The sequence below is a fragment of the Butyrivibrio sp. genome (assembly GCF_015056685.1).
Classification (GTDB): domain Bacteria; phylum Bacillota; class Clostridia; order Lachnospirales; family Lachnospiraceae; genus Butyrivibrio.
Genome location: NZ_SVFW01000027.1, coordinates 18,737 through 37,141 on the forward strand (window position 1 = coordinate 18,737; position 18,405 = coordinate 37,141).

Consider the following 18,405-nt stretch of genomic DNA (forward strand, 5'->3'; position numbering starts at 1 on the left):
ATAATAAGCCTGCTTACAACAAACTTCTTTTGATCTGCCTTTCGTTTGAGACAGCTACATCCTTAAGGTCCTTTGGTATCATCAGCTCTATCACTACATTCATCCGATTACCAAATCTACGGCTCTTTTCAACTTTGGTAATCGAAGCATGGGTCTGCACTTTGGGATCTTCCAGAAGTGGAAGGACCACGTAGTAAAGCTCATCCTCATCAAAAGATACTGATCCAAGCACCTTACCTGTCACAATTTCTTCAACAACTGCCCTGTCTTCTCGGAGAAAAATGTTCAAAGGCTCCCCTATAGTTGGTGCAGAAGCTTTCGGATCTGCAGGATTTTCTTTTACAAATCCATTGAAAGCGAATACTTCTGTGTCTCTATCCTCACGGACCTTATTGCCAATCTTTCTGGCTGCATCAGCAGGAAGGACATACTCCTGCATCATGAGATGAAAGATTTCTTTTACCTTATCAGGCGTGAGCCTTGCGCTATAGTCTGTCATGATATCCTTGCAGGCTTCCAGAACGCTCTTGGAAAAGAGCTTGAACTCTTCCATATCAGGATCCCAGACAAATCTCCCTCTGGCCATCTTGGAAAGTGGCAGCTCCTCATCATACATCTTGAACTGAACGTAGATGTTCCTCTCAGAGAATGCAGCCTTGTTCTCAAAGGCATCCCAGGTAAACTCATAAGTGTCGAAGTAGGGCTCTCCTTCATACTCCTTGATCTTTTTGTAAGCTTCAATGACCTGCCTGATCTTATCATCGTCCTCAGGATTTCTTTTCCTGGTCGGATCAGAATCCGGATGGTACAGGATAAGAAGCTTTTTGTATTTGGCTTTAATCTCACGGTCGTCGTCATGTTTAGAAGCGCCGAGGATCTTGTAAGCTTCCTTAAGTGTCATACAGATTAATGTGATATCCTTTTTTCGTGTAAGAAACTGATCAGTTCCTCTGAATAATTTGCCTTGATTAGCGTTCCATTATTGGAAGCAATATCTGTAGGGTAAATATGCCGTCCTTGGCATTTACTGTCATAGTGCCGCCATACTTCTCTGCGAGATATCTGATGCTCTTGACGCCAAAGCCGTGCTGGGTCTTGTCTGTCTTGGTTGTGAGGGGCATACCATCTTCAAATGACAGGACATCATTGTAATAGTTCTGAAGCTGTAGCATGAACATATTGTTCTGATTAAGGACCTTCAGATTTATAACTCTCTTTTCCTTATCACTTATCTTCTCAACTGCTGTGATCGCGTTATCCAGAGCATTTCCGAATATGGCATAGACATCCTCGAGTTTCATGAATGAGAGGGAACCCGCGTCGGCCATGCAGCTTAGCTGTATATCATGTTCGCAGCAGTACAGCCCCTTATCCATCATCAGGACATTAAGGGCCTCGTTACCGGTATCTATGGCCACGTCGTAGATCATGATATCTTTCTTCAGTTCTTTATAGAAAGCCTCTTTGTCGCTATCCTTCTCCATGTGATGGATAGCCTCGATCTGATGCTTTAGATCATGGCACTTTCTATTGATACTGTCGATGGTTTCCTGCTTAATCTTGAACTGCTCCTTTTGAATCATGAATGCCTTATTGATACCCTCAAGCTCGCTTGCATAGTACTCGCTGAGCCGCCTTGTACCCTGTGTCCACAGAATATATACGCAGCAAAGAGCATCAACAATTCTGTAATATACATAATTCCAGGAGAACTCCACGTCATAAAAGGTATTGCCTTTATACATGACACTTACAAATAGCACGATCATCATGATCGTTATGATTGGTACCAGATCTGTCTGCTTAAAGCTCTTGGCTTCCATCTTGGCAAAGATTCTTTTGATAACAAAGGCAAATATCCCATAGATAAGAATATAGACAACTATATCTATTACCTGTATTCTGCCAAATATCGCATCAAAGATCTCACATATATCGAAGGCAACATGCTGCACTGCAAGAGCAACAATGGAATAGTACAGAACCTGCCTCATGTTGTACTCTGTGCACAAGAATATCTGGAATAATACGCCCGCTATGTATAGGGACCAGTAGCCCACAAAGCCTATTACCTCCATGATATTCCTGGAAAAATGATTCATAAAAAGAGATACCAAAATGAAAAGAGCTGCTGAAACAGCATAGCGCAGTCCCCAGTATTTTTTCCTGGGACTAAAAATGATCACTATAGTTCCGGCCAATATCAGCTGTACTGCATATGAAATTAGATCCCATATTTCAAACATGGTATTCACAAAATCTTACCTCCCATGTATTCAGCAATTGCCTGCAAAAACTCCCTCTTTTTGGGGCGGCTTATCTTAAGTCTGTCTCCGCCTACAATTACATCATCCTTATCGACACCGCTTACATGTTTAAGATTGATCAGATAGCAGTTGTTGCACCTCTTAAATGGCAGTTCTGATATCTTGACCTCTATCTCTTTTAGTGTGCCTTTTTGTTTGTAAACCTGATTGGTAGTGTGATAGTAGATATAGTGACCGTTCACCTCTATGTAGTAGAGATCGTCACTTGAGATCATGACAAAGCCATGCTCTGTCTGAACTTTGAAGCTCTCTGACCTGTGCCCCTGATAAAAACCAAGAGCGTTCCTCATCTTCATGGCAAAATCACCGTAATTGACAGGTTTTACTATGAAATCAAAAGCCCTGACCTCATAGCCTTTGATAGCCATCTGAGCCAGATTAGTAATAAAGATGATAATGACATCAGAATCGACCTGCCTTATCTTTTTGGCAAGTTCAATTCCATTATCACTATCATCTTCTGTATTAAGCTCAATGTCGAGACAGAGCATCGCATAGCTCTTATCGTACCCGGACAGGAAAGACTCCCTGTCTGAGAACGTAACAACAGACAGGTCGATCCCTATCTCTCCACCAAGTCTTGTAAACATATCTGATAATTTTTGCTGTTCATTAAGATCGTCATCTACAACAGCGATTTTAATCACTTTCTACCTCTGGAAAAATAATCTTATAAACAGGGAAATATATCACCATCTGCACACCGCCATTTATAACAGTTATGAGAATGTTATAAACAGCAGGCTCAAGGAACTGCTTACAAACAGGAACATAGATGGACATCAGCACGCTGCACACTACTGTTATTGCAACGAATGCTATGACATACCACATCGCCTGATACCAAACATTTCCGTGAGACTTAAAGGTAACATTTCTCTGCATTGGGAAATTGACGCACTGAGCAATAAACAAAGTGATCGCAAAGGCTGCAAAATATCCCATTCCACCAGTTTCATCTCCGGTTACCGGATAATTAAAAATGTACGTATCTACTATACCCAATTTTACCCTAAAAAGCTGACAAGGTATACTACACCAATCTGTGTTGTTATTAATTATTGTGGGCAAAAAAGTGAGCAGTAAATACTGAAGCAGTGTAACCAAAAGAGAAAAGAGATAAAACTTAACAAACTGAAATAGTAACTTCTTTATCTTTTCTCTATTCATCATCTTACCTCTACAGTGGCCGACGCTGTCAGATTCTTATTAAGTGAAACTGCATTTACCACCATGCTTCCTTTACTTACAGGTCTTATTACAGCAAGTGCTTCACCGTAGTATGTGTCGCATACATCATCCAGATAGCTGCCCTCATAATACGGGCAGGCGCTGCCAAGGCCAATGAGCTCTCCACCGGTTACGCTGACCTTGATGTGATCTCTTTCAATGGGCTTTAACTCTCCCGCCTGATCTGTAAATTTAAGTCGAACATAAGCAAGATCGCCGTCACTATTTATTGCTGTAAGCTCCGGTTCTGCTACTAACTTAGTCTTTTCCCCTGCAGTTAAAAGAACCGTTGAAGCAACTACTTTACCATTTTCAGCGTATGCCACAGCCTTAAGTTCACCCGGCATATAGGTAACATCAAATACTACTCTGCAATCGTTTTTGGTTCTCTTTTTACCGATAGTTTTACCGTTTAACAGAAGCTCTATCTCGTATGCGCGGGCATAGACCTCTACCCTGGTCTTCATATTCTCGCATCCTTCCCATGACCAGCTGGCCATGGCATTTGTCATTTTCCATGCGGATGGAGAGTGTTTTTGAGCAGCATATTTAACAGGGATAACACCTATTGCAATATCCATCTGTCCAAAGGCTACGCGAGTGTAATCAGCTTCAGAAAGAGATTTACCTGTGAGATCAACTCTTCCGGAACCTGCTGCCACCCATCCTTTTCCGTGGCTAAAATCTGGTGCATAGTCCTGGTATTCCCAGCTTCCGACGCCTACTTCTCCCAGGTAATCCATACCTGACCATACGAAGTCGCCTATTATCCTGGGCTCATCTGCAGCAAGCTCCATGAACTTGTAAGCATCGCTGCAAAATGTCTCACTTCCAAGTATCAATCGGTCAGGATATTTCTTTAGATCATGGACATATCTGTTGATTCCATAGTTATACCCTGCAAAATCCATTCTTGCAAAGGCGTCTCTTGTAAGTACATCGCATGGATACAGAGTAGCTCCAAACTTCATGAAATCTGCACCGAGGATCCCGGCAAGGTTATTAAAGAATTCACTTCCAACTGCCTTCTTTTTTTTGACATTCTTAACTTCCTGCTCCGCCTTTTTATCAGAGTAGATGCCAAGTCCCATTGAACTTAAGAAGTTAAAAAAGATATTGATTCCACATGATACAGGTCTTGAAGGATCAAGTTCATGAAGGTAGTCAGTCATGTTGCCGCAAAGCTCGATCCCCCTTGCCTGAGCTGTCTCCGCAACTTCGTTACCGGTTGAATACATGATCACACTTGGATGATTGTAATCCTTATCTACAAGGGACTTCAGGTCTTTTTTGTAGTTCTTTTCAACTGAGGTTGCATAGTCGTATCTGGTCTTGTGGATATACCAGGCATCGACGTACTCATCCATCATCAGGACGCCCATTTCATCGCATGCTCTAAGAATAGCCTCAGAGCATGGATTGTGAGCACTACGCACTGCATTATAGCCATTTTCCTTCATGAGTCTGATCTTTCTGTAGTCAGAGAACTCATGTCCGGCTGCTCCGAGGATACCATTGTCATGGTGAATGCATGCGCCCCTGAGTATCACTCTTTTTCCATTGATGGCAAAGCCTTTTTTAGCATTGAATTCAAGGGTTCTGATTCCGATACGTTCAGTTCTGACATCATCACCAAAGCTCACCTTAAGGTCATAAAGCTTGGGATTTTCGGGGCTCCATAGTTCTGCTTTTGGAAGCTCCATGGTGATCTCAGCTACACCATCGGCGTTAGTTATTTCTTTTACCTCTGTATCAAGTTCTGCTATGGTGCATGTCACCTGGCCTTCAGAGTTTGTACTAACCGCAGCCTTTATCACAGGAGGATCTATTGACAGGGTATCAACCTTAATTCCATTTATGAGAATATGCTTTTGTGGCATCTGGTATAGCCATACAGGTCTGTAGATACCGGTTCCTGTATACCATCTGCTATTGGGCTGATCAGTATTAATAGCCTCTACAAGAATAGTGTTGTCCTCACCATATTTCAGAAGCTCTGTCACATCCACATAAAATCCGGTGTAACCATAGTCCTGATAAGCAGCTTTGACGCCATTTACATATACAGTTGCCTTGTGATAGACACCTTCGAAATACAGAACTGTGATCTGATCTGCCCATTCCTTTGGAGCCAAAAGAGTCTTTTCAAAAGAGTAATCCTGTGGCACATACCATCCAAGGTTAACTCCTGTGACGCTTTCGTCGTCCTTTTCATCCAATAGCATCGCATCATAAGGAAGAGTTACATCAATTGCGGTATCTCTTTTCCCTGTAACAAAACATTTCCAGTTGTCATTTAAGCATATTCTCTTCATATTAAACTTCTCTTCTTAAAAATCCACTAATAATTGTAAGTAACACTCCAATGCCCATAACAATTGCTATAGACACTATGTTTCCGACCTGTGTGGCATCTCCGAACATGTTAATGCCCTGAAATGCATCCACGAATGATCCAACCTGATCAGCCAGATGTCTGAAGACTGCAAATGAATAGCAAGCTGTCGCAGCTACAATCAAAAGGTCCTCGTCCCTGATCATTACAATAACATTTAATACAATTCCTATTATAAGTGCAGCCACTACAAGAGCATTTGTGGCATTATGGGCAGGAGCCCATGCCAGGTATCTGACAAGTGATATAACTGCAACAATAAGCGCCAGCACTACGGCATAAAAGCCATATGATTTTTTTGCAAAAAAATTCTTCATAGTTGTCCACCTCATTCCTTAACAATCTCAGTTACAGTTCTGCGTTTCTTCAGATCCATGAATATAAACAAAATGTCAAGTGCAGCAAATACTACGATCAGAACGATCATAAGTGGCTGCCACCAAGGTGTTACAGATACGATTTTAGAATCAACGCTGTATCCGTTCATAACGCTGCTGTTTGCAACTGTATACAGGTAATCATGTGCTGACTTTCTAACAAGTGCCAGAAGGTCTCCATCATCAGTGTCTGTGATCTGCTTTGCTACAGCTGTTCCAACTGAACCGGAGAAATCAAGGCAGAACTGGTCTACACCGGCTGCAACTGCACTTGTAAGATGCCACTTATATGTACCCTCGGCACCTGCTACAGCGTCAGTTTCCTGCTGTCCGACAAATCCCCATTCATTCTCGATTACCTGGCTGCAAAGTGCTGTACTCTCTGAGCACCATACAAGACCAAGTCTGTTAAAGCCGTGCATAAGGGCTTTTCCACCGGCTGCTGCTATAGCGCCCTCTGCTGCTCTTAGAGATGTCTCTCTAAATGCCTGTTCGTTAAAGAATACTGCGATACCTTCTCTGTTATTTTCCTGATCATTACCAACTACGTGCTTGGCACCGGCCTGAACGCCTCTTTCTTCCATAGCAACAACTTCAGGAATAGCACAGAGATAACTCATAACTGCATCTTCTGAATAGTATTCAAAGTTTCTGCCACCAAATGGTGTTCTGTGGATGTTAATACCAGGCATCCAGTCTTCTTCCATTCCGAGATACATGCACTCATTTGCCATGAGCTTGCCTCTGTTGTACATAAGGTCTTTATTAAATGTAGAAGCAAGAACTATCTCTGTTGGGAAACATGTATCCTGTACGCTTGTTCCGTACTTACTCTCATTATATGTACCGCCGACACCATCAGGTCCATCACCTGCAACAATGGCCGGCTTACCTACAGATGCGATCTCAGTTGTACCAAAGTTATCTGACAGAAGGCTTGTAAGCTCAGATATTGTAAACTGGTTCAAATATGTATCCCATGCCTCATCGTCATATTCAAGTCCGATAAGTGCAGCAAGTGGCATTCCTATGTTATCGCCCTGAGTGAAATCAGCTACAGAAAGTGCATCTTCACTCTTTTCATAATAATTACCTGCAAGGAGCTCGATCATCTCATCATTAAGTGTAAGCTGTGTAGCAGATGTTGGATATGTTCCTTCCCAATCGTTTCTTGACAGATAAGTAACTGTGCCTTCCTGCCAGTAATTAGGATCAGCTTCTTCGAACTGATTTGTAACAACTTCATCTGTGTACTGTGAAGTTCTATAGGTTTCTGTATCTAATGCTTCGCTCCATGCGTATACATTAGCTGCATTTCCTGTTACTTCCTGACCGTTTTCATCAGTTAGTTTCTCTGCGCCCTTTGCTGCAAGAACGTTATTGAGGGCATCGTGTGCATTATCACCGATTGCGATATAATAATCGCCTTCGCTCATAATATATCCTTTTGCATTTGTGTAATCATAGCTTGCAAGAAGGTACTTATCACAAGTGATGCTAAGTGTCTGTGACTGACCCGGTTCAAGTGTATCTGTCTTTCCAAAATCGAGCAGCTGGATAGCAGATTTTTCTACCAGATTCTTTTTCTCATAATCTCCGTAAGGAGTCTGAGCATATATCTGTACAGAAGTCTTACCGGCAACATCGCCTGTATTTGTAACAGTTACATTAACTGTTATTTCGTCCCCATTCATAGTTACGCTATCAAGGGTCTTCTCAAAAGTAGTATATGAAAGTCCATATCCAAACGGGTATGTAACTTCTGCGGCATAGTTCCAATCTTTTCCAAAAGATGAACCTACAGATGAAGTTGCATTGCCCTGTCCGAGAACGCTGTCTTCATATCTTGTCTCGTAGTACTTGTATCCAACATAGATACCTTCTGCCTGAACTGTTGAATAAGATATTCCGGCATCGGCATCATCTATAGCTGCAAGCACTTCATCAAGATTAGCCCATGTCTGGTTATTGAAGCTTCCGTTTACAACTGCTGGTGCTGAAAGTGAATTAGCAGCATATGTATCTGTAAGTGATCCTGATGGATTGATGTTGCCGTTCAGAATCTGTGCAACTGCTTCAAATCCTCTCTGACCCGGCTCACCGATCCAGAGGCATGCATCAACTCCATATTCATCGAGCCACTCAAGCTCCATGGGATTGCCACTGTTTATCAGCACGATCACCTTATTGAATACGCCAGATTCTTTTATCATATTCAGAAGGTCTTTTTCCTCCTGATGAAGTGCTAACTGGCTGATTCCTTCAAAGCTGTCCTCAAGTGCCAGCTCCATTCCCTCTCCGCCTTCTCTTGCAAGCATTACGATCGCAACATCGCTGTAGTCGGCAAATGAAGCCTTAAGATCATCTGTATAAAAAGAGATGTCTTCTTCACCCATTGATAATACGCTTGTAGTATTAGTTAAAAAGTCATACTTGCCAGTTCCTCTTTCTGTTGAGGACTGAACATATGCATTATAAAGTGTGTCATTGATCTCAAATCCCTGCTCAGAAAGAGCTGTGTACAGGTCAATGCTCTCTGAAGTTTCATAGGCCTTTGAACCTGCAGATGAACTCTTGTATAAAGGCTGCGCAACCGCATGTCCAAAAAGAGTTACTCTTGTTTCGTCAGATGAAAGTGGAAGTGCGTTGTTATCATTTTTTAATAAAACTGCTCCCTCTGCCTCTTCCTGAACCGCCTCATCGTAAGTCTCCCGGATAAGTGTCTGAAGATTCTCAGAATTTAATTCGCCATAATCACTTTCAAAATATGTTGTATCTTCTGACGTATCGCCATCATTTACAACCTTACTGGTAGTAATCCCCAAAGCCTGATTAACTGTACCCGAATACCCCAACATACAGTTAAATCCAACGCTTGACAGTACCAGACAGCATGTACTGACAGATGCCAAACCAGTCCATAACTTGGAATGTTTACTCATTTTTTACATACCTCCATAAATACATAAAATACTTCCTGTGGCCAACATTATCTGATTTTGAAGGCAGTAACAATAGGTTGTTCACAACCTGTAATTCACCGTTCATAAACTGTTTGGTTGTATTGGAAATTTGTATGGTCCTTACCTTGATTCTAGGGATTCAATTCTTTTTCCAATCTCTTTATCAGCAGTAAGATCATAAACCATTCTATAGCAATCAAGCGCCTGGTCTTTGTCTCCGCCTTCTGCAGCTTCCTCTGCTGCCTTGTATAAAAGTGCAAGGGTTACAGGGTTAGCCTCTGTCGGAATTTGGTTATCCTTAAGAATCTTCTGAATTTGAGGCAGGTCTTTCTTTGCAACTTTCTTACCTACAGCTTTCTCCAGGAATTCCAGTTCAGCATCAGCCTGTTGGGATTCGCCAAAATATTTGCTATAGAGATAACATGCTGCAGATACTTCCGGCTTGTATTTTTCCAGGTAATACCATCCAAGGTTTCTGTAATAAGCTGCAAGCTCAGCCCTTGTGCAGCAGTAATTATAAGATTCTATGGTATAGGAATATTCGCCATCTGCATCTCCAAGTTGCTTACAACACAAGATAATTCCAAGGATTGTTTCCATGTCCACAGGGTTCTCAAGGTGTGCACTAAGCCATTCCTGCTGGGCCCCAGAATAATTCCCTGCAAGCAACTGTTCTTTTGCCTTCTCCTTGTGAGGTGTCAATGTATCCTCATCGGATATCTCATATTCATCATCTCCCAAACAGTAATACTCATATAAAAACACTTCCGAAATATGCCTAAGGCAAACTTTTAGTTTACTCATCTTTTCTTTTTCCTCTTTAGTATTCCTTTTTTATCTCTGTTACTTTGTACATTTTCTTGAACATTTCCAAATCCTCACTGGTATTGTTCTGTATCATGTTCTGTAGAAAAGCATAACACAATAGAAATTGTTTTGGGCATGTATAATGCGGAAGCATTCGTAATAAAAAAACCCGTATCATATGATACGGGCCATTCATTATTTAAATATAAAGAGCTTCATAGTTATGCACAAATCTGGGCTACAACGACTTGAGCGCCAGTAACTTGAATGTCGAGAAGCAAACCGGAATCTGCGCAGTCTTTCAAGTACTGTGCAAACTCTTCTTTTGTCACGTCCTCAGGGCCGTCTTCACCGCCGACCATCTGGAAGACTGTCTGATCAGTAATGATGAATGCTGCCTCATCTGCATCATTCATTCCTACGGGATCCTGAGCTTTGTCATTTCTAAAATTGGTAACGCCTTTTACCGTAAGAATATCATCTTCAATATATGCCTCATATATGATTGCCTGAAGAACCCCGGATTCGTCCGGTTCTCCTGCGCTATCTTTATCTGAAGCTCTTAAATATCCGCTCATCCAATATGTGCCTTCATCGGCTAATGCTTCAGTAAAGCTGGTTGAAGCTGTATCAGTTTCAGGCACAGACACTGATTCTGTAACGCTTTCGATGGCTTCTGCAGAAACTGCTGTTGTAGCTCCGGCATCAGCGTTTTCTGTCTTTCCACACCCTATTAATGTGGCACAAATTGATACTACTAATAAAAGTGATACTTTTCTCATCTTTCTCCTCCTCGTATAAAAAATAACAACATATTGATTATACTCTAGAAAAAGTACCATATTTATTAAAAGAATATAAAACAAGAGTCAGCGCCAATCTTATAAGTGTACGGATAAGTCCGGCGCAATTCTTTGTTTTTATCCGTACAATATGGCTATCTCTGGATCCTTTTTCTCTCCTTGTACGGATAGGATTATACGTTGCACGCTATCTTATCCGTATTTCATATGGAAAAAGAAGTATATGCTGGCCGTTTATACGGATAAGATTACACTTTATTAGCATTTCTATCCGTACAGCACTTGGAAATAGATCTTTTTACAACTCCATTGTACGGATAAAGTAGCACATCCAATATATCTTTATCCGTATACGCGGCAATCTTTTCCCAACTCATTCTGCCAAATCATTCCGCCTAACTCATTCTTACAAATCATTCTTCCCAACTTATTTTTACCGCTTTAATGGACCACCAATCAGCTTTCTGATAGCATCTGCCTTCGCTATGGGGTAAAGCTCCCTGATATGCTGCGCAATTGCCTTGCCGGAATCAAGCGGATTCTCGTTATACCTGGATGTCACGTGCTCGTAGCCCCATATGGACTCCGGCTTGGAATATATGGCAATAGGCCAGCCGTAGAACTCGCCTTTCTTGTTTTTTCTTTGGCGGAAATCCCTGACTGTAAGGTACGTCTTCATCTGCAGATCAGTCATGGTCCCATCAAAGCCCTTTTCGCCGCCTTTTCCAAAACCGGCCCGGGCCTTTATCTCATTGGAATAGATTTCAGCCTCAGCATTAAAAAGATCCATGATCTTCTTCTGCCGCCTCGAAGCCTTCTCATCATCCCAAAGCGCGTCGAAATCATAACCATCCCGCCTAAAGTTTGCAAAGTATGGAAGCCACTCTCTTGAGATAAAACCTGCTTTCTTCTCAAAAAACTTCCCGTAGGCGACCTCGCCGCTCCTTGCAATAAGCTCACGCCACTCCCATGGATCCACTTTTGGATCGCCGCACCACCAGTACTCTGGCACAGTTCTTTCTTCCAGTGAGAATCCCGGAATGCTGTTCTTGAAAAGTGGCAAAAAACCTATCTCGTTTATGTAGTTTATCGCATCCTGCACTGTATGCAGGCATTCGGGATCGTCCCACTCCACGCCATACATAATCCAGGTTCCGTTTTCATTTCCCATTTATTCAATCCACCCGTTTCTATCGTCTTTATCTTCATAGTACATCGTTTGATGCCTGTGTTGCAAAAGTTTAAGGCTTTTTGCTTAACTTTTTTCCAAAAAAAATGGATGCACCTCAAAAGAGATGCACCTATGGTTTCCGATCATGTTTTTTATTTTGTCTTCTGTCATGCCTATATTGTACTTTTCATAAATATAGGCAGTGAATTTTAGCCCTATCTTCCTGCCTCTTTAGCTATTTTTCACTATATAGGCAGAACAATTACTGCAAAATCAACTGCCTATATTCCCCATCTCTTTGATATAGGCAGAATACCAATGCCTAAACTAACTGCCTCCATTCACATATCCTTTGATATAGGCAGAATACCACCCAAAAAATCAACTGCCACTATTCACAAATTCCTCTATATAGGCAGAATTGCACATTCCATATGTGCATTTTTCTATCCCAGCAAAAAAGCAGCTACGGATTTCTCCATAGCTGCTGTACTGATTCACATTTAATTCTTATACACTGTTACTGCTGAAACAACCATTCCATAACTGCTATACAGTTATAAGCGTAGTCAAATGAAGCCATATGATATGAAGCTCCGCCTCCGGCACCTCCACCATTTCCGCCCATCATTCCTTCAGGCTTTTCACCAGTCATTTCTTTTGCCGACTCGTCTGCGCTTGTATTCGTAGCTTCGTCTGTTGCATTCTCAGAATCTGAAAAGCTTCCATCTTCAGATGCACTCATCTGTCCGCCGTTTCCTCTTCCTCCAAAGCTGTCATCTCCACCACTCATAGGTGAATTGCCTGTTCCTGCATCAATTGTTCCTGTTTTCCAGGATATGAAATAGGCTCCAGTGGCCTCTCCACTGAATAATTCTGAAGCAGCTGATGAAAGTTCATCTGCTGACCATGTGCCATCCCACTGTGCATATGTGTAAGTGGCACCGTCCGCATCATATCTGTTCATAAGGTCCTGTGCCCCGCTCCATGCACTTGTATCATCTTCAGCTGCAAAATAAACAAAGGTCTGACCTTCCAGATTTGAAAGAAGCTCCGTATCCCACTGTCCGTCAACAAACATGCATGCTGCATAGAGATCCGGATATTCCGATGCAAGTATGAGTGTTGTCATGCATCCCATGGACTGACCTGTTCCATAGATCCTATCAGTATCTACTGCATACTCATCTGTCATATAATCTATAAATCTCTTTGTAAGCTCAACATATTCTGTTGTACTATATCCATCATGATCATCAAGAATTGTTTCGGGGTATGTTGGTACAGCTACAATTGTCGGATATACTGACTGCCACTCTGAGGTCGCCCACACGATACCCCCAAGCCCCTGAGTAAGAGAATACTCAGCATCAGTTCCCGCAGTTGTTGAATCACCTATGAACACAACCATTGGATACTCTGCATGTTCATCGTATCCTTCTGGAAGATACAGATTATATGTTATTGAAAGACCGGTTTCTTCGTCGGTATACTCGAGCTGTTCAAACTTGTCTGTATACGTATTGACAAGAGCCTCTTCATCTTCTGCCAGAGTATTATTTACTGTAAATGAAATCTCATCATTTCCTGTTACAGTTTCTTCCTCACTGGCAACATTACTATCTGACTCGTTACCTTCAGCAAGAGTATTTGATTCGCCGTCTTCTGTGGTATCTGCTTCTGCTACGTCGTTTTCTGTGGTAGTTGTAGCCACATTATTACCACATGCAACAAAAGTACAGGCTAAAGCTGCTGACAAAAGTGTTGTCGCAATTTTCTTAAACATTTTGAATACCTCCAATTTTAAGTTGTTTGTGGAATATTTATAATGCGGACTACCATCCGCAGATGATTATCAAAAATGATAATAAATATGTTACCTAAAACAAGCCTAAAAGAATTATTTCCTATTATTTAATTCTTCCTGTTCCTTTTTAAGTCGGGCCTTGGCTTCCTCAACAGATTCTCCTTCATGTGCAAGATATCTTTCAACAAACTTGTCCTCAATCTTTGTATATCCTCCAACTACAGCATTCTCAATTTTTTTATAGCCGGATACGACTCCATCTGACATGTTATTAAAGCCTTCTGTTACATTTTTGGCGATTTTCTCATTTGCCTCTACTAATTTACTTCTGCTCATTTTCTCTTTCCTTTCTGTTTACCAAAGTTTTATTATTTGTACACTTGTTTACGTTTTGTGATTTAAAATATAATCATTCTGATAGAACTCTTCAATCAACAATTTTTAAACATTTGTTGGGATAATTAAAATGAATGTAGAGAATAACAAGAGAAGGCGTGAATCCATAGAGAAGATCACGAAAGTCTTTATTGAGCTTATTCAAACACATGAACTGTCAGAAATCAGTGTCACAGATATATGCAAAAGAGCAGGCTTAAACAGGGCGACTTTCTATGCCAATTACCTGGATATTTATGATCTTGCAGACAAGGTGCTTGTAATGCTTCAGGAAGAAGTACAAAACCTGTACAGCGACGAGATTGCAAACTGTTATAACAGCAATGATTACTTAAAGCTTTTAAAACACATCGCTGAAAACCAGCTCTTTTACAAGACCTGTTTCAAACTTGGAATTGGAGAAACTCCTCTTGTCAAATACGACACAGAAGCTGCTGAAAAGTATTTCCATGGTGAAGACATTATGTATCATATGGAGTTCTTCAGAGGTGGTTTTAACCGCATAGTAAAGATATGGCTTGATCATGGATGCGACAAGTCTCCGGAAGAAATAGCGCAGATTATCAGTTCAGAGTATCAGGGCAGAAAATAAAGGAGTTTTATGAAAAAAATATTGCAGAGGCTTTTTATTCCTAAGCCATACACCGCTATACTTATTTCCATCCCACTGTTTGTATTTGTCGGAGCTGTGCTTGCAAAAGAAATCACAGGACCGGTGGCATATCTGGCATACTTTCTTTCCAGCTACGCTCTTGTAATAACATGTATTGCTATCGCAAAACTTATCCCGTCATGGAAAAAATCTTTCCTTCACAGCAGATTTTATTTATGGCTGACATCACTTCCGATTATAGGAACCTGGATTACTAACGATGCTATTCGAATAAGGACAGCTCTTTACATTGGGGCCTTTATCAACCTTTTGTATGTAATCCTTAAGATCACAACCGGAACAATATATCACTCTGCATGGCTTATCCTTTTTGGGTTATACTACCTGTTCCTTGCCATCTTAAGATTGTTCATCATAAGAGCAGACAGAATATATACTGAAAATAACGACATTCGTGGAGAGTATAAAACTTACAGATTCTGTGGAATCCAGCTTCTTGTTCTAAACATATTTCTCTGCTTCATAACAGTGATGGCATCAAGACTTGAAGGCACAATTGATTATCCAGGTCTTCTGATATTTGGGATGGCCTTTTATTCTTTTTATGCAACAATCGCAACAGCTGTAAATGCTGTAAAATATCGAGGTCATACTCATCCAATGTTTACCGCAGCCAGGATTTCCAGCTTCACGGCAGCTCTTGTCTCAATGCTTTCTCTTGAGATTGCAATGACAGCCCGTTTTGGTGCAGAAGATATCAGTTTCAGAAAGCAGATGACCGCACTTACAGGCTTAGGAGTATGCTCTATCGTATTGATAATGGCAGTCTCTATGATCATAAAGTCAAGCACCTGGTTTAAACAAAGCCACAACTGAACTGCCTACGCTTCTGTACCCAGCCCGTTATTATCTAGAAATTTCTTAACTTTAGCATTTATCATATTATTCTCACTTTCCGTTATTAAGTGTAGCGTTCATGCTTCCAAGTCGATAGCCCTTCATATCAATAGTAACAAACTTGAATCCTAAATCTGTAAATCTTTTATAGACTGATTCTCTTATGTCTTCCTCAACCAGTTTCGGAATGTCTTTTGCCGGAACTTCAATCCTTGCTATATTGCCATGAAGCCTCACCCTTTCTTCCAAGAAACCGTGTTCTATAAGGAACTGTTCAGCCTGATCGATCATATAAAGCTTCTCTTCTGTTATCTCTTCTCCATATACGAATCTTGACGCAAGACATGCATATGCAGGCTTGCTCCAAGTAGAAAGTCCCATTGCTTTTGAAATCATCCTTATTTCTTTTTTTCTAAGACCAGCCACACGAAGCGGACTTTTTACAGAAAGCTCCGCTGCAGCCTTGAGCCCCGGCCTGTAATCTCCCATGTCATCCAAGTTAGACCCCTCTGCCATAAATAATATCCCATTTTCATCAGCAATTCTTTTCACTTCTGTGAAAATACCATGTTTACAAAAATAACATCGGTCTGGTCCGTTGTGCCTATACCCATCTTCACTTAGCGGGTTGACTTTGCAAATAATATGTTTTATTCCACGTTCCCTACAAAACTCGGAAGCTTCTTTTACTTCACGTTCGGGCACAGACGCATCTGCTCCTGTCACTGCAATCACGTTGTCTCCAAGTACCTCTTTAGCTACAGCCAATAAAAGTGAAGAATCTACCCCTCCGGAGAAACCAACTGCAAGTGATCCAAGGCTCTCTATGTATGTTTCTAATTTTTTCAGCTTATTTAAAAGCTCTTCATTTAAATCGTCTTTGTTTATTTTCATTCTTATCTCCAATTTACGTTCTATATACACAAACCAAGCAGTCATAATCCTATATGAGAATTATGACTGCCCGGTTCCCCTCTTGTTTTGTTATCCTTTTAAGCCGCAGACACTTCTTTTGACTCCTGAGATTTTTCTACTACTTTACCATTGTATACTTCATGATCAAGAAGTCCCTCTGTTTCGGCTGTAAGTACTGTTGCTGTTGCAGCTCCTACTACATTAGTTGCAGTTCTTGCCATATCTACGATTGATGATATAGGTGAGAAAAGAACTATCAGCTCAACCGGAAGTCCTGCTGCAGTGAAAAGAGCTGTCGCTGTGATCGTAGCTGTTCCTGGAACTCCTACTGTTCCGATTGAAACGAGAAGGGTAAGCGCAATGAGAAGTACGTACTGTCCTGCGGAGTAGCTGATTCCCTGCTGATTGATTGTAAATACTGCAAGAAGTACAGGCCAGATTCCTGCGCATCCGGGCATTCCAAGGTTTGCTCCAAGTCCTGCTGTGAATGCTGCCACATCTCCATCAACTCCGATATCCTCTTTTAACTTGCTTACTGTGACAGGAAGTGTACCAACGCTGCTCTGGGATGTAAATGCAACAATTCCTGCAGGTGCGATTTTCTTAAGAAATGTGACAGGATTGAGTTTTCCGATTGTTGCAATAAGAATACTCTCGACTCCAAAGAGCTGTATTGCTGCAAGTACATATGCAACCACAAGTACTGAAAGAAGTGGTAAAAGATCCTGTAGCTTACTTCTGCCAACTGCTCTGGCGATAAGTGCTGTAACTGCGTAAGGTGTGAAAGAAACGATGAAGCTTACTGCTCTGCCGAGTACTGTATTTGCCGCGTCTACAAAAGCCTTGAAGGGCTTAACGGATTCATCCTTTCTTACAACCTTGTTGTATGCAAGTGCAACAATCAGGCCAAACACGAGGATAGGAACAACAGTGTTGCTGCCCCATTCATTTATGAGATTCTTTGGGAAAAGACCTACGATAGCATCTACTGCTGTAGGAACCTCTTTTGCCTCAGTAGCCTCAACTGTATACTGGAAGCCTTTTCCAAGTCCCAGTAAAAGAGCTGCTATAAGAGTTATAACTGCTGCTGTAAATGTGTTCAGGAGCAAGAAAAGAACTGACTTAAGACCAACCTTATGTAGTTTAACCTGATCTCCAAGGTTTGTGATGCTTGATATAACGCTAAACAAAAGAAGTGGAACCACAAATGCCTGAAGGGCATTTACATATACTGTTCCAAATGCTGCAACATATTTGTAGTTTTCTTTGAATATAAGTCCTAAGATCACACCAAAGGCCGTTGCAATAAGGGTTCTGATTCCAAAGTCCACATGTTTTCTTTTTAGGAAGTATAATACTCCGAATAGTGCCAGTGCTGTTATGAGTGCTCCGATTTCTAATATATTGATTTCCATGATGATTCTCCTCCATTTTACATGAAACAAAGTTAAAGAAATATGCCCGGTGACAAATGAGTCTCCCGGGCATATGGCATACGTTCTATTTCTATTTACGCTTGATGGCATGAACATCGATGAGACAACATGCCAGCCATATATGATGCCCGGTTATTTGTCATCACACAACACATGTATTCAGATTTGTGATTTCTGAAGTTAAGCATTTCTCACGCCATCCTTTCTTTTTCGTTTCCTGTTGAAATAAATGATAATGGAGTTTTATCATCTTGGCTAATACGTGATG

The 18,405-nt window shown here is 41.2% G+C and carries 17 protein-coding genes; 3 read left to right on the forward strand and 14 right to left on the reverse strand.

Annotation, left to right across the window (positions count from 1 at the left end; all coding sequences use genetic code 11):
• Window positions 1-13 precede the first annotated feature (13 nt).
• The 12 genes from E7303_RS10750 to E7303_RS10805 all read right to left on the reverse strand — a co-directional run bounded on the left by E7303_RS10750 (window position 14) and on the right by E7303_RS10805 (window position 14,216).
• Entirely contained in the window at window positions 14-901 is an 888-nt protein-coding gene (locus E7303_RS10750) for a J domain-containing protein (RefSeq protein ID WP_292145281.1), read from the reverse strand.
• A 67-nt stretch (window positions 902-968) separates the two neighbouring features.
• A complete protein-coding gene (locus E7303_RS10755) occupies window positions 969-2,246 on the reverse strand; it encodes an ATP-binding protein (protein WP_292145329.1) in 1,278 nt (425 codons plus the stop codon).
• A gap of 5 nt (window positions 2,247-2,251) precedes the next feature.
• On the reverse strand, window positions 2,252-2,974 hold the full coding sequence (locus E7303_RS10760; protein ID WP_292145282.1) for a LytR/AlgR family response regulator transcription factor: 723 nt from the start codon (window positions 2,972-2,974) through the stop codon (window positions 2,252-2,254).
• Window positions 2,967-3,500, reverse strand: a complete 534-nt coding sequence (locus tag E7303_RS10765) for a hypothetical protein (RefSeq protein ID WP_292145283.1) — start codon at window positions 3,498-3,500, stop codon at window positions 2,967-2,969. The genes E7303_RS10760 and E7303_RS10765 overlap by 8 nt, the downstream gene beginning before the upstream one ends.
• Window positions 3,497-5,872, reverse strand: a complete 2,376-nt coding sequence (locus E7303_RS10770; protein ID WP_292145284.1) for a glycoside hydrolase family 2 TIM barrel-domain containing protein — start codon at window positions 5,870-5,872, stop codon at window positions 3,497-3,499. Before E7303_RS10770 ends, E7303_RS10765 begins: the two co-directional genes overlap by 4 nt.
• Before the next feature lies 1 nt (window position 5,873).
• Window positions 5,874-6,269 (reverse strand): hypothetical protein, encoded by a 396-nt coding sequence (locus tag E7303_RS10775; protein WP_292145286.1) that lies wholly within the window; start codon window positions 6,267-6,269, stop codon window positions 5,874-5,876.
• Between the two features lie 11 nt (window positions 6,270-6,280).
• Window positions 6,281-9,271: a glycoside hydrolase family 3 protein gene (locus E7303_RS10780; RefSeq protein ID WP_292145287.1), complete on the reverse strand. Its 2,991-nt coding sequence runs from the start codon at window positions 9,269-9,271 to the stop codon at window positions 6,281-6,283.
• A 141-nt stretch (window positions 9,272-9,412) separates the two neighbouring features.
• Entirely contained in the window at window positions 9,413-10,096 is a 684-nt protein-coding gene (locus E7303_RS10785; RefSeq protein ID WP_292145288.1) for a hypothetical protein, read from the reverse strand.
• Between the two features lie 224 nt (window positions 10,097-10,320).
• Complete coding sequence (locus tag E7303_RS10790) at window positions 10,321-10,881, reverse strand: hypothetical protein (protein WP_292145289.1); 561 nt, start codon at window positions 10,879-10,881, stop codon at window positions 10,321-10,323.
• A 454-nt stretch (window positions 10,882-11,335) separates the two neighbouring features.
• The gene (locus tag E7303_RS10795; RefSeq protein ID WP_292145290.1) at window positions 11,336-12,073 is read right to left on the reverse strand and encodes an AlkZ-related protein; all 738 of its coding nucleotides are present in this window, start codon (window positions 12,071-12,073) and stop codon (window positions 11,336-11,338) included.
• A gap of 520 nt (window positions 12,074-12,593) precedes the next feature.
• The gene (locus E7303_RS10800; protein ID WP_292145291.1) at window positions 12,594-13,859 is read right to left on the reverse strand and encodes an alpha/beta hydrolase-fold protein; all 1,266 of its coding nucleotides are present in this window, start codon (window positions 13,857-13,859) and stop codon (window positions 12,594-12,596) included.
• A 114-nt stretch (window positions 13,860-13,973) separates the two neighbouring features.
• Window positions 13,974-14,216 carry a hypothetical protein gene (locus tag E7303_RS10805; RefSeq protein WP_292145292.1) on the reverse strand — a complete coding sequence of 81 codons (243 nt, stop codon included), beginning with the start codon at window positions 14,214-14,216 and terminating at the stop codon, window positions 13,974-13,976.
• A 130-nt stretch (window positions 14,217-14,346) separates the two neighbouring features.
• On the opposite strand from E7303_RS10805, the gene E7303_RS10810 reads away from it, so the two are divergent.
• Complete coding sequence (locus E7303_RS10810) at window positions 14,347-14,868, forward strand: TetR/AcrR family transcriptional regulator (protein WP_292145294.1); 522 nt, start codon at window positions 14,347-14,349, stop codon at window positions 14,866-14,868.
• Window positions 14,869-14,877: 9 nt separating this feature from the next.
• On the forward strand, window positions 14,878-15,765 hold the full coding sequence (locus tag E7303_RS10815; RefSeq protein WP_292145295.1) for a hypothetical protein: 888 nt from the start codon (window positions 14,878-14,880) through the stop codon (window positions 15,763-15,765).
• 72 nt (window positions 15,766-15,837) lie between these two features.
• Here E7303_RS10815 and larE read toward each other — a convergent pair whose 3' ends face one another.
• Together larE and E7303_RS10825 are read right to left on the reverse strand one after the other, a co-directional pair.
• Window positions 15,838-16,680: an ATP-dependent sacrificial sulfur transferase LarE gene (gene larE / locus E7303_RS10820; protein ID WP_292145296.1), complete on the reverse strand. Its 843-nt coding sequence runs from the start codon at window positions 16,678-16,680 to the stop codon at window positions 15,838-15,840.
• A 98-nt stretch (window positions 16,681-16,778) separates the two neighbouring features.
• Window positions 16,779-18,116 (reverse strand): dicarboxylate/amino acid:cation symporter, encoded by a 1,338-nt coding sequence (locus E7303_RS10825; protein WP_292145297.1) that lies wholly within the window; start codon window positions 18,114-18,116, stop codon window positions 16,779-16,781.
• A 73-nt stretch (window positions 18,117-18,189) separates the two neighbouring features.
• On the opposite strand from E7303_RS10825, the gene E7303_RS10830 reads away from it, so the two are divergent.
• The gene (locus tag E7303_RS10830) at window positions 18,190-18,315 is read left to right on the forward strand and encodes a hypothetical protein (protein ID WP_292145298.1); all 126 of its coding nucleotides are present in this window, start codon (window positions 18,190-18,192) and stop codon (window positions 18,313-18,315) included.
• Window positions 18,316-18,405 lie beyond the last annotated feature (90 nt).

Bases quoted from the DNA above. Each gene is read 5' to 3' on its own strand.
- E7303_RS10750 (WP_292145281.1), bottom strand. From the start codon at position 901: ATGACACTTAAGGAAGCTTACAAGATCCTCGGCGCTTCTAAACATGAC.
- E7303_RS10755 (WP_292145329.1), bottom strand. From the start codon at position 2,246: ATGTTTGAAATATGGGATCTAATTTCATATGCAGTACAGCTGATATTG.
- E7303_RS10765 (WP_292145283.1), bottom strand. From the start codon at position 3,500: ATGATGAATAGAGAAAAGATAAAGAAGTTACTATTTCAGTTTGTTAAG.
- E7303_RS10770 (WP_292145284.1), bottom strand. From the start codon at position 5,872: ATGAAGAGAATATGCTTAAATGACAACTGGAAATGTTTTGTTACAGGG.
- E7303_RS10775 (WP_292145286.1), bottom strand. From the start codon at position 6,269: ATGAAGAATTTTTTTGCAAAAAAATCATATGGCTTTTATGCCGTAGTG.
- E7303_RS10780 (WP_292145287.1), bottom strand. From the start codon at position 9,271: ATGAGTAAACATTCCAAGTTATGGACTGGTTTGGCATCTGTCAGTACA.
- E7303_RS10785 (WP_292145288.1), bottom strand. From the start codon at position 10,096: ATGAGTAAACTAAAAGTTTGCCTTAGGCATATTTCGGAAGTGTTTTTA.
- E7303_RS10790 (WP_292145289.1), bottom strand. From the start codon at position 10,881: ATGAGAAAAGTATCACTTTTATTAGTAGTATCAATTTGTGCCACATTA.
- E7303_RS10795 (WP_292145290.1), bottom strand. From the start codon at position 12,073: ATGGGAAATGAAAACGGAACCTGGATTATGTATGGCGTGGAGTGGGAC.
- E7303_RS10800 (WP_292145291.1), bottom strand. From the start codon at position 13,859: ATGTTTAAGAAAATTGCGACAACACTTTTGTCAGCAGCTTTAGCCTGT.
- E7303_RS10805 (WP_292145292.1), bottom strand. From the start codon at position 14,216: ATGAGCAGAAGTAAATTAGTAGAGGCAAATGAGAAAATCGCCAAAAAT.
- E7303_RS10810 (WP_292145294.1), top strand. From the start codon at position 14,347: ATGAATGTAGAGAATAACAAGAGAAGGCGTGAATCCATAGAGAAGATC.
- E7303_RS10815 (WP_292145295.1), top strand. From the start codon at position 14,878: ATGAAAAAAATATTGCAGAGGCTTTTTATTCCTAAGCCATACACCGCT.
- larE (WP_292145296.1), bottom strand. From the start codon at position 16,680: ATGAAAATAAACAAAGACGATTTAAATGAAGAGCTTTTAAATAAGCTG.
- E7303_RS10825 (WP_292145297.1), bottom strand. From the start codon at position 18,116: ATGGAAATCAATATATTAGAAATCGGAGCACTCATAACAGCACTGGCA.
- E7303_RS10830 (WP_292145298.1), top strand. From the start codon at position 18,190: ATGGCATACGTTCTATTTCTATTTACGCTTGATGGCATGAACATCGAT.